Source organism: Streptomyces cinerochromogenes, assembly GCF_014648635.1.
Taxonomy (GTDB): domain Bacteria; phylum Actinomycetota; class Actinomycetes; order Streptomycetales; family Streptomycetaceae; genus Streptomyces; species Streptomyces cinerochromogenes.
This window is the reverse complement of record NZ_BMRM01000017.1, coordinates 23,353-38,134: the sequence shown is the minus strand read 5'-3', so window position 1 is coordinate 38,134 and position 14,782 is coordinate 23,353. Positions and strand designations below refer to the sequence as shown.

The 14,782-nt window shown below is 69.1% G+C and carries 13 protein-coding genes; 6 read left to right on the top strand and 7 right to left on the bottom strand.

Going from position 1 to position 14,782, the window contains the following annotated elements; all coding sequences use genetic code 11:
• Nucleotides 1–30 precede the first annotated feature (30 nt).
• Both IEZ20_RS28980 and eccE read right to left on the bottom strand, forming a co-directional pair.
• The gene (locus IEZ20_RS28980) at nucleotides 31–801 is read right to left on the bottom strand and encodes a hypothetical protein (RefSeq protein WP_189304109.1); all 771 of its coding nucleotides are present in this window, start codon (nucleotides 799–801) and stop codon (nucleotides 31–33) included.
• 23 nt (nucleotides 802–824) lie between these two features.
• Nucleotides 825–2,162, bottom strand: coding sequence for a type VII secretion protein EccE (eccE, locus tag IEZ20_RS28975; RefSeq protein WP_189304107.1), 1,338 nt, complete (start codon nucleotides 2,160–2,162; stop codon nucleotides 825–827).
• Nucleotides 2,163–2,359: 197 nt separating this feature from the next.
• Here eccE and eccB point away from each other — a divergent pair, with 197 nt between their 5' ends.
• The 3 genes from eccB to IEZ20_RS28960 all read left to right on the top strand — a co-directional run bounded on the left by eccB (nucleotide 2,360) and on the right by IEZ20_RS28960 (nucleotide 5,807).
• The gene (gene eccB / locus IEZ20_RS28970) at nucleotides 2,360–3,889 is read left to right on the top strand and encodes a type VII secretion protein EccB (RefSeq protein ID WP_189304105.1); all 1,530 of its coding nucleotides are present in this window, start codon (nucleotides 2,360–2,362) and stop codon (nucleotides 3,887–3,889) included.
• A 119-nt stretch (nucleotides 3,890–4,008) separates the two neighbouring features.
• Complete coding sequence (mycP, locus tag IEZ20_RS28965) at nucleotides 4,009–5,214, top strand: type VII secretion-associated serine protease mycosin (protein WP_229896306.1); 1,206 nt, start codon at nucleotides 4,009–4,011, stop codon at nucleotides 5,212–5,214.
• Nucleotides 5,202–5,807, top strand: a complete 606-nt coding sequence (locus IEZ20_RS28960) for a hypothetical protein (protein ID WP_189304100.1) — start codon at nucleotides 5,202–5,204, stop codon at nucleotides 5,805–5,807. The genes mycP and IEZ20_RS28960 overlap by 13 nt, the downstream gene beginning before the upstream one ends.
• A gap of 60 nt (nucleotides 5,808–5,867) precedes the next feature.
• Here the strand turns inward: IEZ20_RS28960 and IEZ20_RS28955 are convergent, their stop codons facing one another.
• The 5 genes from IEZ20_RS28955 to IEZ20_RS28935 form a co-directional block, all read right to left on the bottom strand.
• Complete coding sequence (locus tag IEZ20_RS28955) at nucleotides 5,868–6,401, bottom strand: hypothetical protein (RefSeq protein WP_189304098.1); 534 nt, start codon at nucleotides 6,399–6,401, stop codon at nucleotides 5,868–5,870.
• A gap of 100 nt (nucleotides 6,402–6,501) precedes the next feature.
• On the bottom strand, nucleotides 6,502–6,810 hold the full coding sequence (locus IEZ20_RS28950; protein ID WP_189304096.1) for a hypothetical protein: 309 nt from the start codon (nucleotides 6,808–6,810) through the stop codon (nucleotides 6,502–6,504).
• A gap of 293 nt (nucleotides 6,811–7,103) precedes the next feature.
• Nucleotides 7,104–7,730, bottom strand: coding sequence for a hypothetical protein (locus IEZ20_RS28945; RefSeq protein WP_229896298.1), 627 nt, complete (start codon nucleotides 7,728–7,730; stop codon nucleotides 7,104–7,106).
• A gap of 4 nt (nucleotides 7,731–7,734) precedes the next feature.
• The gene (locus IEZ20_RS28940) at nucleotides 7,735–10,062 is read right to left on the bottom strand and encodes a DUF6571 family protein (RefSeq protein WP_189304094.1); all 2,328 of its coding nucleotides are present in this window, start codon (nucleotides 10,060–10,062) and stop codon (nucleotides 7,735–7,737) included.
• A 67-nt stretch (nucleotides 10,063–10,129) separates the two neighbouring features.
• The gene (locus IEZ20_RS28935; RefSeq protein ID WP_189304092.1) at nucleotides 10,130–10,648 is read right to left on the bottom strand and encodes a hypothetical protein; all 519 of its coding nucleotides are present in this window, start codon (nucleotides 10,646–10,648) and stop codon (nucleotides 10,130–10,132) included.
• 471 nt (nucleotides 10,649–11,119) lie between these two features.
• Here IEZ20_RS28935 and IEZ20_RS28930 point away from each other — a divergent pair, with 471 nt between their 5' ends.
• From IEZ20_RS28930 to IEZ20_RS28920, 3 genes are all read left to right on the top strand, one after another.
• Nucleotides 11,120–11,587, top strand: a complete 468-nt coding sequence (locus IEZ20_RS28930) for a DUF2563 family protein (protein WP_229896297.1) — start codon at nucleotides 11,120–11,122, stop codon at nucleotides 11,585–11,587.
• Complete coding sequence (locus tag IEZ20_RS28925) at nucleotides 11,580–13,394, top strand: WXG100 family type VII secretion target (RefSeq protein ID WP_189304090.1); 1,815 nt, start codon at nucleotides 11,580–11,582, stop codon at nucleotides 13,392–13,394. Before IEZ20_RS28930 ends, IEZ20_RS28925 begins: the two co-directional genes overlap by 8 nt.
• 67 nt (nucleotides 13,395–13,461) lie before the next feature.
• Entirely contained in the window at nucleotides 13,462–14,730 is a 1,269-nt protein-coding gene (locus IEZ20_RS28920; RefSeq protein ID WP_373303986.1) for a S8 family serine peptidase, read from the top strand.
• Nucleotides 14,731–14,782 lie beyond the last annotated feature (52 nt).

The window sequence follows — 14,782 nt, the reverse complement described above, 5'->3', positions numbered from 1 at the left end:
CGGCGAACAAAAGGGACAGGCGAGGGCAGTTCAGTCCATCCGTCGGGGCGTGCCCAACAATCCGATCTCGGCGTCGGTGGGTTGGGTCAGCACATACTGCCGGTCACGGTCGGTACACCACAGGGTGACGCCGTCGGGCAGCGCCGGCAGCGACTCCACCTCGGTCCGCGACAGCCCCATGGTGCGCCCCAGTTCGGCCGCCTCGTCCGGCGAGACCCGCTGGATACCGGCGAGCCGGGCCTGCCGCAGCAGCCGGGGCGCGATCGGGCTGAGATACGGCAGCAGCGTCAGCACGGACTGCCAGGGCCCGGACACCACCCGCCCGCGCGGGGGCCGCATACCGCAGTCCCGCACCACCAGCACCGGCGTACCCGCGGAGGCACCCTGCGGCGGCACCCGCCCCACGTCGTACACGGACAGCCCGTTCTGCCCACCGCCCATGGCGTGCACCATCTGCATCCACGCCTGCGGCCGCCCGGTCTCCACCGCGACCCGGGCGCCGGTGGCGGCGGAGCGCAGCGCGAGGACCTGGGCCGTCCACAGGCCGCCGATCAGGACGACGTCGTACGGCGTGGGCCGGTTGATGCCCAGGACGGCCGGCTGCCCCTCGGCGTCGACACCGGCCACCACCCCGTCGTCCCCGATGGGCAGCGCGAGCGCGTCCAACTGCTGCACGGGCAGCCCGTGCCGGCCGTGCCGGGGCCCGATCAGGCCGAGCCCGTTCCGCAGCCGTTCGCCCATCCGCCGCGGCCCCGACGGCTCCTGCGGGCCCCGCGTGGCCGTGCCCGGTGCCGGCGCCATCGTCGGACTCGTCGGACTCGTCGTCACCGCGTACCTCCGAGGGGAAGAGTGGCCAGCATGCCGGGCAGTTGCTCACGGTCCAGGCGGGCCAGGCCGGCCCCGGACTGCCGGGCCGCCGCCTGCAGCGCGCGCCGCGCCGCCACGAGTTCGTCGTCGCTGCGCCCGGTCACCCGCAGGTGCCCGCACAACGTCACCTCCTGCCGCTCGCCCTGCGCGAGAGTGAGGCTGAAGGTGGTGGCCAGGGCCGGGACGGCGGTGACCCGGGCGAGGAACTGGGGCAGTGATTCGGCCCGGTCGCCGCCCAGTTGGGGCCAGCGCCGGATCCAGTACGTCGTGTGCCGCCGGTTGTCACAGCGCCAGCTGCGCCCGGACTCCTCGGTGCGCCGCTCCCGGGTCTCGCTGCGTCCCGCCTCGGCGGTGACCAGCGGGTTGGCGCAGGCCGAGGTGGCGAGCGCGGCGACCAGCTCCTCCTCGTCCAGCAGCCGGGCCCGGAATCCGGCGCCGGTCAGCCGGCTCGCCAGGTGGTCCGCCGCCCGGACCACGCACTTCTGCGCGCCGGTCAGCCCGCCGCCGCGGGCGGCCACGGCCTCCGCGCACAGCTCCGGGTCCAGCTTCAGCGCGATCCAGGTGATGCGCACGGCCGGGGCGCCGGTCTGCTCCTGGAGCGGGAGGTAGTTGGCCACGGCCACGGACTGCTGGGGCAGGTGCAGCGCGGGCGCCGGCTGGGTGTGCAGCACGATCTGCGCCGACTCCAGGCGGATCTCGTCCACCTCCAGCGCGTCCCGCACCAGCCCCAGCGGCAGCGGCTGCCGGGTCCGTTCGGCCCGCAGCGCGGTCGCGTCGGCCTCCACCTGGAGGACGGCCGTGACGAACGTGCCGTCGCCGACGATCCCCACCGGCCGGCGGTCACGCGCGTTGTAGGAGTACGTCCGCAGGGCGGGCTCGCACTCCACCGCCGGGACCAGACCCGGCTCCGTGCCCGGCGGTATCGGGGTGCTGTCGGCCCGCTTCTGCCGCGCCCGCAGCTCCCGGGCGGTGGCCAGCCACTCCGGCAGGGAGCGCCCCCGCCGCCGTACGAAGGCCAGCAGGACCAGGGCCAGGGCGACCACCGCGGCCGGCACCAGGGCCGCCATCCCGACGGCCCAGCCGACGAGCAGTACGGCCGCCGCCAGCTCCACCAGCATGAGCCGTTGCAAACGGAACGAGCCGGCCTGGCCCGGCCGCTGCCTGAGGCCGAGCGTGACCTGCTGCCGCTCCGTGCCGCGCCGGGCGGCCGTTCCGCGTGGCGGCGTGTCGGACCCGGCCGTGCGACCTCGTGCCGCCGACCGGCCGCGCGCTCGCGTCCGCGTACCGGAAGCCATCACTCCATCCCCCCGTTTTGCTCACAACTCGCTGGAATCAGGCCACTGCACAAGGCCCTTGAGGGCCCAGGTACCCTACCCGCTCCACGAGACCCGCTCCGTACCAGGCATAGTAGGGGCCGGGTCCGACAACGGAGGGCGGGGGAGCGGGATCCCCGGGCGCGCTCCGCGTGAGACACGGGGAGAAACGGGCACAGATGGCATCTCGGCGGGATCAACTCAACGCCTACACCTTCGCGAAGCGACGCATGCTCGCGTCCTTCGTGCAGTCGTCACCGGATGCCTCCGACGAGGGGGCACCCCGGCCGCTGCGCGCCGTCCTGCCCAGCGCGGTCGTGGGTGTCGTCGTCCTCGCGGCGTTCGGCGCCTGGGGCATGTTCAAGCCGACGGCCCCGCAGGGCTGGGACGACCCCGGACAGAAGGTGATCATCGCCAGCAAGTCCACCACCCGGTACGTGGTCCTGAAGACCAAGGGCAAGGTCCAGCTCCACCCGGTACTGAACATGGCGTCCGCCAAGCTCGTCCTCGACACCCAGAGCGACGTCGACGTCGTCACCGTCGACGAGTCGATCCTCGACAACGGCAAGATCCCGCACGGCGTCACCATCGGCATCCCCTACGCCCCCGACCGGCTGCCCTCCGGCAAGGAGGCCGGCACGGCCAAGGAGTGGGCCGTCTGCGAACGCCCGAACGGCAGCGGCAGCTCCATCCAGAAGGCCGCCTTCGTGCTGGCCGAGCGCGACCAGGACAAGCTGGCCGCCACCAAGGAGAAGCTGCACGGCGGCGAACTCCTCTACGTCACCACCCCGGACAAGAAGCAGTACGTGGTCGACGCGCACGGCCGGGCATACCCGGTGGACGCCTCCAACCGCCTGCTGCTGCAGACCATCGTGGGTCCGGACCGCACCCCGCAGCGGGTGACGAAGGAATGGATCGACACCCTGCACCCGGGCGACCCGATCAGCTTCCCGCGGATCGACGGCGTCCCGAGCGCCCCCGCGGGCGCCCCCGGCCAGCTGGACGCCCAGACCAACCGCGTCGGCATGGTGCTCAAGGCGCCGGTGAACGGGCAGGAGCAGTACTTCGTCGTCCTGCCCGGCCGGGTCGCCCCCGTCTCCGACTTCGTCGCCCAGCTCCTCCTCGTCAGTGAGGACCTGGTGAAGCTCGGCCAGGCCGGGCACCCGAAGGAGGTCAGCGCGGGCGCCATCGAGCGGGGCGAGCCGTTCGCGGCCGACCACAAGTGGCCCACCGAGAAGCCCAGCGCGGTCAACAACCCCTCCACGGGCGACGGCAGCCGCAACACGGTCTGCACCGTCCTGAACCACGTCGACCCCGACAACGGCGCCACCACGCTGAGCACCTGGGCCGGCACCGACTTCCCGGCCGTCCTGCCCACCGGATCCTCCAGCGCCTACGTCACCGCGGGCTCCGGCCAGCTCTACCGTCAGTTCCAGGGCAGCGAGACCAAGGCCGGCCCCCTCTTCCTGGTCACCGACACCGGTCTGCGGTACGCCATGCAGTCCAACGACGACAGCGCCAGTGACGACAAGGGGATCGGGATCTCCGGCAAGCAGCTCAAGCAGCTCCAGCAGGAGGCCAAGCTGGCGCAGACCCGCCTCGGCTACGCCGACGTGAACCCCGCGCCCATCCCCGCCGCCTGGTCGAAGTTCCTGCCGACCGGCCCCCGCCTGTCCACCGCGGCGGCCCGCCAGCCGCAGGGCTCGTGAGGGGTACGACGATGACGCCCACCCCCCGGACCCGCACGACCCCGCCGACGGCCCTCGGAACCCGTACGACCCCGCCGCCGCCCCTCCGGACCCGCACCACCCTGCTGGCGGCCCTCACCATGGCCGCCACCCTGCTGGCCGCGCCGGTGGCCGCCGCGGACTCCGCCTCCGACCAGTGCACGTTCTCGAAGACCAACCACAAGTACTCCGGCACGCCCTGGGCCCTGCAGCGCGTCAACCTCGATCAGCTGTGGAGCGAGTCGAAGGGCAGGAACGTCAGGGTCGCCGTCATCGACACGGGCGTCGACACGGCCAACCCGCAGCTCGCCCACGCCGTCGACGCCTCCCTCGGCGCGAACTTCCTCCCCCCCAAGGACGACAAGGGACAGGAGATCGACCGCGGCAACGCCAAGGGCACGACGGACACGGTCGGCCACGGCACGCGCGTGGCGGGCATCATCGCCGCCCGCCCCATGGAGGGCACCGGCTTCGTCGGACTCGCCCCCCAGGCCACGATCATCCCGATCAAGCAGAACGACGCGGAGGGGCACGGCACGGCCCGCACCCTCGCGCGGGCGATCCGGCACGCGATCACGGTCAAGGCCGACGTCATCAACATCTCCCAGGACACCGCCAACGCCATCCCGCCGGACGAGGACCTGCACCGGGCGGTCGACGAGGCACTGGCGGCCAAGATCGTCGTGGTCGCCTCGGCGGGCAACGACGGACTGGGCGGCAATGTGAAGAAGACGTACCCGGCGTCGTACCCGGGAGTCCTCGCGGTGGCGGCGTCCGACCGCAACAACGAACGCGCGGCCTTCTCCCAGTCGGGCGACTTCGTCGGTGTGGCGGCCCCCGGAGTCGACATGATCTCCACGGTCCCGAAGGGCGGCCACTGCCCGGACAACGGAACGAGCTTCTCCGCGCCCTACGTCGCCGGTGTGGCCGCACTCATCAAGGCCAAGCACAAGGACTGGACGCCCCGTCAGGTCGTGGCCCAGATCGAGCAGACCGCCGAACGCTCCATCGCCGGCTACGACATCCGGGTCGGCTGGGGCGTCGTCGACCCGGTCCGCGCCCTCACGGAGGACGATCACCCGATCGAGTCCCCCCACCCGGACGCGGGCCTCACCCACGCGGAGGCTCCCACCCCCGCCAAGCTCACCCTCGGCGAAACCCCCCAGGAACGCACGGCCCGCATAGCGACCTACGTCGCGATCGGCGTGGCGGTCCTGGTGGCGGGCCTGGGCGGCGGAGCGGTGGCCCTGCGCGACGCCCGCCGCAAGCGACGTGGACGTGCGGGGACCAGCTCATGGACGCACTGACCCAACTGAACGTGCTGGGCCTGGTCCTGGCCGCCGTACTGGTGGCCATGGCCTGCGTGAAGGCGGACCGGGTACGCGCCTGGCGCACCAGCCTCAACCCCTCGGCCCCGGACCTCCCCGACTCCGCCTTCGTCGCCGCCCGCGTCCTCTTCCTCAGCCTCGCGGGCATCGGCGTCTACATGGCCGTCCACGGCTTCGGTGTCTCCGACGACGTCTCCTGGAGCGACGACGAGCTGACCAGCGCGGTCCAGCAGGCAACCGACGACCTCGACGGCTACACCTTCCAGGCCGACGACTCGGGTCCCCTCTCCTTCACCGACTACGAGTCCCTGATCAAGGACAAGGTGACCGAGTACGGCGGCGGCGACGCACCGGGCTACGGGGTGACGGTCGAACCCGCCGACGGCAACACGGACGACACCGCGTCCTTCACGGTCACCGCGGACGGCGCGGACAACGCCTTCTGCACCCACATCCAGCGAACCCGCTCGAAGAAGGACGACTACACACCACCGGGCATCGCCGGCGGGGAGGGAACGCTGACGTACCTGGGCTACCGGATCAGCGCGTCGGAACGAGAGGGGGAGTGCTGACCGGCTCCGGCCGACGCGGTGCACCTCGTACGCCGGTGCGCGGGGAGCGCGGAGCTCCGGCTAGGAGGACGCCTCGATCCCGGCCGACGGCTCCTTGCCCGCCTGAGCCTCCTCCGCCCGCTGGGTGAAAACATCGGCGAACCGGGTGAGGAAGGAATCCGGCATGTCGACGTACTTACCGGACTCGGCCATGGACAGCATGATGACGCTGCCTTCTCGCACCACGATCATCAGGCCCTTGGACCCCTTGACCCCCGATGCACCCAGTCCGACCACGGCATTCCGCTGATCGCCGAGTTCCCCGACCGCCATGGCCTTCGGAGCTGGAACCCATCGCTTCCACGTCTTCCAGACGGTTCCGTACGCCGCTCGGGCTGTGGCCGGGTCGAGGTACGTCTGGACGATGAAGGAGACGACCGGCTTCTTCTGCTGGTGAAAACCCGAAGCGCCGATGAAGCGGACCCGCGAGCACGAATCCTGCTCGACATCTTTGAAACACCGGGCGAGCCCCAGCCTCGTGGCCTTCTCCAGCGGATAGGCGACCGGCTCGAGGGTGGCTTCCCAACCCGGCACGGACGCGGCATCCGGCAGCACCGCCCGCGTCCGAGCGGCATCGAGAGAGACAGGTTCTCCGGAGCCCCCGCCACCGCATCCGCTCAGCAGCGTGAGAGAGGCGGCGACGGCCCAGGCCGTCCTACGGGCATTCACCGGACCGCCCAACGGCCTCGGTGTACGTGGTCGCCAACTTCTTCATGGCGGAGACGTCACCGAGATCCGAGTTGTGGACCTGCAACGAGGTGTACAGCAGATGCCGGGCGTGGTCGGGGTTCTTGCAGTTCTTGACCAGCTTCACGGCTCCGGTGCCGGTGTAGAAGAAGTCGTCGCCGGACGACTGCGGGGACTTGTCCGTCTCAGGGTTGGCGGTCACGACGGTAGCGATGGACACGTCCTCCTCCCACCACTGGAGATTTGCCATCAGCGCCCAGTGGCCGTCGATGTCCACCCGGCAGAGTTTCCGGGAAGGCACCGGACGCGTTTCCTGGACTTTGATCTTCTCGCCCGCCGGAAGGAAGGGAGAGAGGAGGCCAGAATCCACTGGCACCCCGCACAGCGCTCTGGGTACGTCGTAATCCTTCTTGTCATCGGATGTCGAGCAACCGACGATCAGGCCTAGCGCCGCGAGTGCCGCAGTGGCTGCCACAAGGCGTCGAGCCATCGAATACCCAGCCTCCTCCGACCGCCCCCCCTGACGGCAAGCCGGCAGCCGCTTCCCGGCGGCCGGCTCACCGGACCGGCTCAGGACGTCACCTTGGACGGCGCGTCGCACTTCGCTTCGTCGTGGGCGAAGAGCGCGGCGTTGCGGGCGAGGGAGATCAGGCCCTCCCGCAGCTGACCGTCGGAAGCGCTGCCGCGCTGCTTGAGCTGCACGACGACACTCAGATGCCGGCCGAAGCCGCGGGCCGTACAAGGAAGGTAGACGGCGGCGACCCTGTCGGAAGCGATCGCCTTGTCACCGGCAGGGAACGGCTTCACCGAGGAGGCCGGCACGTGGTTCTCGACCACGTCCTTCACCCAGTCATCGGCTTTGTCGTACCGCACCATCTCGGCGGTGGCCGCGACGAGTTGCTTTCCGTCCCCATTGACGAAGCAGGACGTCTCGTAGCTGAAGTCCGTGTCGTCGTAACGCCTGTCGGTGATGTCGTCGTCGAACGAGTACGAGGACTTGTCGGGCAGGACGCGCTTCAGCGCGGCGGTGCTGTCGGCCGGGGAGCCCAGGGTCCGGCACACCTCGGAGGCCTTGATCTCGCCCTTCTTCTCTTCGAAGGGCGGAACTCCCAGGGCGTAGAGGACACCCACGACGAGGCAGAGCAACAACAGCGCCGCTCCACCGGCGAGCAGGGATCTGGTACGAGTGGATGCCAACGTCTCAGTCTTCCGTGTCGAGTTGCCGGGGAATTCCCTCCCCGTCAAGGTACTTGTGCACCTTGGTCCCGGCGGTGTCGAATCCGTCCTCCGCCGCTGTGGCCACGGAAGCCTCGATCAGCGGGTAGCGGTGGCCGGAATTCTCGCCCGCCTTCCTGGCCGCGAGTTCGACCAGCTTGTAGGTCGAATCGGAAGTGTCCTCGAACTTCTCGCCGTTGCGGTAGATGATCTCGCCGGAGCTGTCCCGCATGGCTCCTTCGGTGATCTTGCCGATGATTTCGTCGGCCGCCGTACCGGCCACGTCACCGATGATGGCACCGCCGGGGCCGGTCATCGGTTCCGTGGCCATACCGATGCCGATGCCGATGGCCGTACCGCCCCAGCTCCCGGCGCTCTCGATGGCGGCGTTGTATTCGGCGTCCTTCGCACCGCCCTCCAGTTCGCCCTGATAGGCGCGGCCGGCGCCGATGATGCCCTCGATCTCGCCCGCTTTACGAGCGATCTGTTCGGTTCCCTGCTTGAGGTTCTCGGCCTCGGAGAAGGCGGGATCCCCGACGTACGCCGAAGGATGCTCGAAGTGGTACTGCATCAACTGCGTCGTGTAGCTGTGCTGACCGAGGCTGACCGCGGCGTAACCCTCGGGATTCTGGCCGACCGCGTACAGGAACCTCGTGATGTCCCGCTCGTTGAGATTGGCCGCCGTGCCCGCCACGGGGAAGAGCGTCTTCTCGCCGGAGCCGCCTGCGTGCAGCTCACGATGGATGTCGGGCATGTACTCGGCAGCGATCTGCCCCATGCTGTCCGACATGTAGCTGTGGCCGGTGAGCCGGTCCGGGCTCTCCGACACCGAACGGAAGAGGCTCTCGACGAGCTTCGCCTGGCCCGCGTTGTGGGGAGGGGTGTCCACCGTGGGCATCTCGCCGGCCGGGTGCCCGGTCGTGGCGGCCTCCAGGGCCAGGGCCAGGTTGTTCTGGCCGGTGACCAGGTCCTCGCCGTGGGCGTCCGTCTCCTTGGGCCAGTCCCGCTCCTCGAACAGGTACTGGAAGTTGGACAGGGACACCTTGCCCTTCTTGCCGTTGCCGTCGGTGTCCCGCTCGAAGGGGTTGTCCGGGTCGTCCTTGGAGATGTACTGCTCGTTGAGGAAGTCGGTGGCCGCGTCGGGGCTGTTGGACAGCCCCTTGAGGTAGCCGGTGAGGGGATCGTTGCCGCTGTCGTCGCCGATCCGGTTCAGCCAGGAACTCGCGCCCGTGAGTCGCCACATGGTGTTCTCGTGGTCGCCGTTGCCCGTGAGCTTCCGCTCGGTGGCCATGAGCTGGGTGCCGTAGTCCTTCAGGAACTGGTCGTCGTAGTCCCCGGTCCGCATGAGGTTGCTCATGACCTGGAAGCCCATGGGGCCGCCCCGGTCGCCGTGGATCGGCTGGTCGCCGATGTCGATCATCTTGCGCTTCCACTCGGCCATCGCCGTGGAATCGCTCTGCGTGGCGTGGGCCAGCGTCAGACCCAGGTTGCGCTGGAGGTCGTCGAACTGGTCGAGACGCTTCTGCCCCAGCTCGTAGTTGCCGCTGTGGGGATCGCTGATCCCGGTCCAGAACTCCAGGGCCTTCTGCGGTCCAAGGCCGGTGGCGAAGCGCTCGGAGAACAGCGGGTCGTTCGCGTACTTCTTCAGGCCGTCATTGATCTTGTCGAAGTCCGCGACCGACAGCTCGGAGGGATCCTTCTTGGCGAGCTTCGCCAGCTCGTCGGCCTTCTCGACGGCTTCCGCCGCGGCGTCCCGGTCCTTGTAGCTGGCGTCCGAGAACCCCATCTTCGTCTGGTCGACGAGCGCCATCAGCACGGTCTTGGCCGTGTTGTCGCTCTCCGTGGCCTTGCTGAGGATGCCCTGGATCTCGTCCCGGAGGTCGTCGACGTCCTTCTGGTTGGTGGCGCTGGTCTTGCCACTCGGGTCGGAGGCCCAGTCCGGTCGGGTGTTGCCCATGACCGTGAAGCCGCCCTTGCCGGTGTCCGTGACGGTCAGGTGCTTCTTCTGCCCGCGCGAGACGGCGTCGGTCAACTGCTGGTGGTAGTTCTTCAGCTCGTTCCGGGTGTCACGCAGGATGTTGCGGATCGAGGTCGCCTGCGTGTGGGCGTCGCCGAACTCGCCGGCCGTCTTGCCGATGAACTCCCTGGAGACCTGCGCGTTCACCCCCGCCCAGTTGGCCTTGAGCGCAGCCTTGTGCAGGCCGTCCTCCGCGTCCTTCTTCAGGTCTTCGAGGTGTTTCGCGAGCGTCGACCAGTCGGTGACGGCGTCGTCGAGCAGCTTGAAGTTGGCGTGGTACAGGGCGTTGAAGTCCATTGGTGATCGTCCCAGGGGTGCGGTGCCGGATGGCGCGGTCGTCTACGTCGTCAGCAGCCCGACGCCGCTAGTCCTTCTTGTCGCCCTTGCTCTTCTCGCCGTAGACGGAGTTCTTCTTGCCCGGCGCCCCCACCCGTTCGTCGAACCCGTCGTCCAGTGCGTCGATGCTGCTCATCTGCCGCTGGATGTAGTTCTCGTCGTTCTGGTGCACGGACTTGGTGACCTGCATGTGGTTGGAGATCTGGGCGCAGGCGTCCATCAGGGACTTCAACTGCTCCTCCCAGCGGTTCGAGACGTGCTGCAACCCGGCGCCGAGGGCGAAGCCCTGCTGGGAGAGGTCGCCGGCCGCGCTGTCGCTGCTGGGGGTCGCCACGCGGGCCTTGTTCCAGAGCTGGTCGTACAGGTGGTGGGCGGCGCTGCCGATCTTCACCAGGTCGCCGTGGCCCACCTTGAGGTCACCGGTCTTGCCGGGCAGGACGTAGGGGCCGTAGGTGCCGCCGCCCCCGTCGACATGGTTGAGCTGCATGTGTGCCGACTGCCCCCCGGCAGCCTGCGCCTTCAAGTGCTCCCATTCGTCCCATGCCATGGAAGGGCCCCTTCCCCCGTGGTTACTCCGCTGCCGGCTCAAGCTAGCAACCGCTGCTGAGGAAAATTTGCACCATGTCCACTATGTGCGTTGTGTCGGGCGTGAATATTCAGGGGAGGTGCACCACGGCCGGTGTCAGCCCGAACTGTTCGGCAATGCCGGGTCGGCACCGCAGGGTGAGCTTTTGTGGTTGCAAAGCGCCGCCCTGAGCTGCCTCCAGCGCTCCTTCGCCCCCTCTCATGTGAAGCTTCTGCGCAGATGCCTGACTGCTTCTGTCACTATTGACCGTATTGCCGTTCTTGGGTGGTCGTGAGTCGGTCACTTCGGGACACCATTGCAACTGAACCGTCGCAGAGTTCAGTTGGCCGCCATGTGCGCAGTGACTACAGTGGTTGGCGATAGATCGGGGGTACGACCTGTGCTGCCCGGTCTCTCTGGCTCTACCAACGGGGAAACGGGGAAGGGGTCGCGGTGAGCGGCGGTGGCGGCTCGGGCATGCGGCGCGGTATCGATGCGCTGGCGAAGTTCAAGACGGCGGTGGACAAAGCGCTGACGGCCTTCGAGGGTGCTCCTGGCAGCCCTTCCAGGCTGGCGGAACACAAGCTCAGCGCCAGTTCGTTCAGCGGCTCGAACATTCCTTTCCACGAGGCGACCGAGTTGCACGGCAAGTACGAGCAGGTGCACGAACGCCTCACCACGCTGTCGCAGAACCTGGGTATGCAGATCGAGGCGCTGACGCTCGCGGCGCACGCCGCCGATGTCACGTACGACAGCACGGAGGACGAGGTGCGGCGCCGGTTCTGGCAGATCCGCTCGCACCTCGCCGAGCAGCATCACGAGGCGACACAGTCGAAGGGTGAGCACGCCGACCACAAGCCTGCCAAGGCTGCTGAGCACGGCGGCGACGACAAGTCCGCGGGGGCGGGTTCCATTGACTGACAACTGGCAGCAGAAGCCCGAGTACAAGGCCGACGTGGAGCAGGCCAACCGCCAGGTCGGCTTCGTCAACACGCTCAGCCGTCTGCAGAACGGGTTCAGGGGCACGCCGATGGGGGCGGCCCTGTCCGCGGGCCGGACCGACTTCGAGGGCCACAAGCTCAACGAGATGCTCGACCTGGTCCACCACTCCAACCCCGAGCACCTGGAGACGGCCAGCAAGGCCCTGTGGGACGCCCGTACGGCCATCCACGACGCGGCGACGGACCTGGAGACCAATCTCAAGGGCGTCGACTGGGAGGGCGACGGCGCGGAGCAGTTCCACACCTGGACCAAAGGTCTGATCGACTGGACCAAGGGACTCGCGACCTTCGCCGACGTCGCCGCCACCGAGATCTCCGCCGCCGCCACGGGGCTGGCCTCGGTGCGCAACTCCATGCCGAAGGAACGGGACCCCCGGCCCGCGCACGAGCAGAAGCACCCCGAGGACCTGCCCAAGTCCAAGCAGGTCGACGGCGACCCTGACTACGCCGTCGCGCTGAAGGTCGAGAAGAACCGGCAAGAGGCGATCAACCAGATGAACCGGTTGGCGTCGTTCTACTCGGTGTCCGCGACCGCGTTGGGCATGGCGATGGAGACCGACCCGAAGCCGTACACGCCTATTCCGGATTTGGGGGTGCCCCAGCCGTCGGGGCGTGAAAGAGGATGGGGGCAGGGCGGCTCGGGAGCGTCCACACCTTCCTCCATGCGGCAGGGTGTGGTGAGGGGCCACGGAAGCGCGACCGGAGGCCACGCCGAGTCGGCTACCTCCAGCACGACAGGGGGCGGTGGTCACGTACCGCCCCTGAAAGAGGCCCACGAGCCCGGCGCACCTTCCGGCCACGAGGTCGGCACAGAGATCAACACCACATCCACGCTGCCGCCCCAGGCGCCCACGACACCACCCAACTCGCCGACGCCGACTCTGCCGACCACCAGCGGTGGCGGCCCGATGCCCCCGCTGCCCACGGGGCCGATGACGCCTCCCGTCGTGCCGACCACCGGTCGTACCCCCGGCTACGGCCCGAGCGGCCGGTTGCCGGTCTCGGCACAGGGGCGCACCGGTCCGTCGGGTACCGCCGGCGGTCGAGCGCCGCAGGGGCCGACCGGCCAGCCGGGTCGCCCCGTCGCCGGTGGCCGCGTGCCGCAGGGTCCGATCGGGCAGGCAGGGCGTTCCGTCGCCGGCGGTCGAGTGCCGCAGGGCCCGATGGGACAGCCGCCCGCGCGTGCCACGGGCCGTGCGACCCCGGCCGGTCAGCCGGGTGCGCGGGGTCCCGTCCAGTCCGGCCGTGCGCCGGTGGGGCGTCCTGTCACCGGCGGAACGCCGAGGACGACCAACACGCCCGGCGGGCGTACGGGAGTGACTGGTCCCACCGCTTCGGCGCGTAACGGTGTCGTGGGCGGGAAGCCCGTTACGGGCCCTGGCTCCGGAGGGACGGCCAACCCTCGCGTGCCGCGCGGCATGGTCGTCGGCGCCGAGGAACCGTCCTCCGCCACGCCCGCGAAGGGCGCCCTGGGCCAGCGAGGCGTGGTGGGTGCCCCTACGGCGAAGGCGGAACCCGGTGCGGGTCAGGCGGTTCTGCGCTCGGCGAGCAACCCGGAGGGCGTGATCGGCGCGCCTCGCAACACTGCTGGTTCCCCGCTCAACTCCGAGGCAGGATCCAAGGGACTCGGCCGCGGAACGGTGGGCGGACGCGCTGGTGGGACTGCCGAGACACGCCAGCAGCGCCCGTCGCAGCAGCGGCGTGACGAGCCCCAGAAGAGCGACTGAACGAGCGAGGACGTACACAGGCATGAAGCCAGGGACCGGCCGGCGCGGTACGAGGACTGCCCTCCTGATGAGGCGCAACGCGAGACGGCTGTCTGCTGTCTGCTCGGTACTGGGCGCGCTGGCCATCGCATCGGCAGGACTTGCCCCCGGGGCCGTGGCCGCGGACGGCGTTCAGTCCAAGCAGTGGTATCTCGACGCGATGGGCGCCAAGGAGATATGGAAGTACAGCACCGGCAAGGGGGTGAAGGTCGCTGTCATCGATACCGGAGTGAACCCGGACACGCCTTCTCTCAAGGGTCAGGTGCTTGTCGACGAGGTACCCAAAGCCGCTAAATACCACGTCACCCAGGATTATGACGGCCACGGCACCTCGATTGCCGAAGTAATCGCCGGTACAGGAGCCGGTGGCGGCATCAAGGGCCTGGCTCCCGAGGCGAAGATCATCCCCATTCGGGTGGGTCTTGACCAGCTCAAGGATGAGGACGAGCGGGCGAAATCCCTCACCTCTGCCGAGGCCATCAGGGCTGCTGCCGACAGTGACGCCAAGATCATCAACATGTCCTACGGAAGCGAGTACTACGCAGAGGAGGAAGAGGAGGCTCTCAAGTACGCCGCTTCCAAGGGAAAGCTGCTCTTCGCGTCCACGGGTAACACCGGAGACAGGGGAAACAAGCGGAACTATCCGTCCATGGACCCGTATGCCATCGGCGTCGGGGCCATTGACAAGACCGGAACCGTCGGTAATTTCTCCTCCTACGGGAACCAGGTCGACCTCGCAGCGCCGGGCCTCGACGTCCAGGGCTACTGCGACAAGACCTTGACGAAGTACTGCACTCAGTACGGCACCAGCTTCGCCTCCGCCATAGCCTCAGCCTCCGCAGCCCTGGTCTGGTCCGCCCACCCCGACTGGACGGCCAACCAGGTTCTCCGTTCCTTCATCGACACCGCCGGCCGTACCTGGGCCAAGAACAAGCCCAGCAAGTACCTCGGCTACGGCATCATCCGTCCGCGCCGAGTGCTGATCGCCAAGAACATCGATCCGGGACCGGCCAACAGGGACCCCCTCGCCGCCGAGAACGGAGCGGACCCGGACGAGGACATCACGGCCGGTGGGAAGTCCTCGGCCGGTGGGAAGTCCTCGGCCGCGCCCTCCGAGGGAGCGTCGGTGAAGCCGGGTGAGAAGGCCGGTTCCGGCAACGGGTCCACCTCCGCCGCCGCCAAGGACACCACCTCCGGCAGCAGCACCCAGACCTGGGTGATCATCGGCGCCGCGGCAGCCGTACTCATCATCGGAGGCGCCGGCTTCGCCGTGCTGCGCGCACGCCGTAACGCCTGAGCGGTCTCCCGCCTACCTGCTCACCCACCGAGTGGGCAGAAGTCCGCTTGCC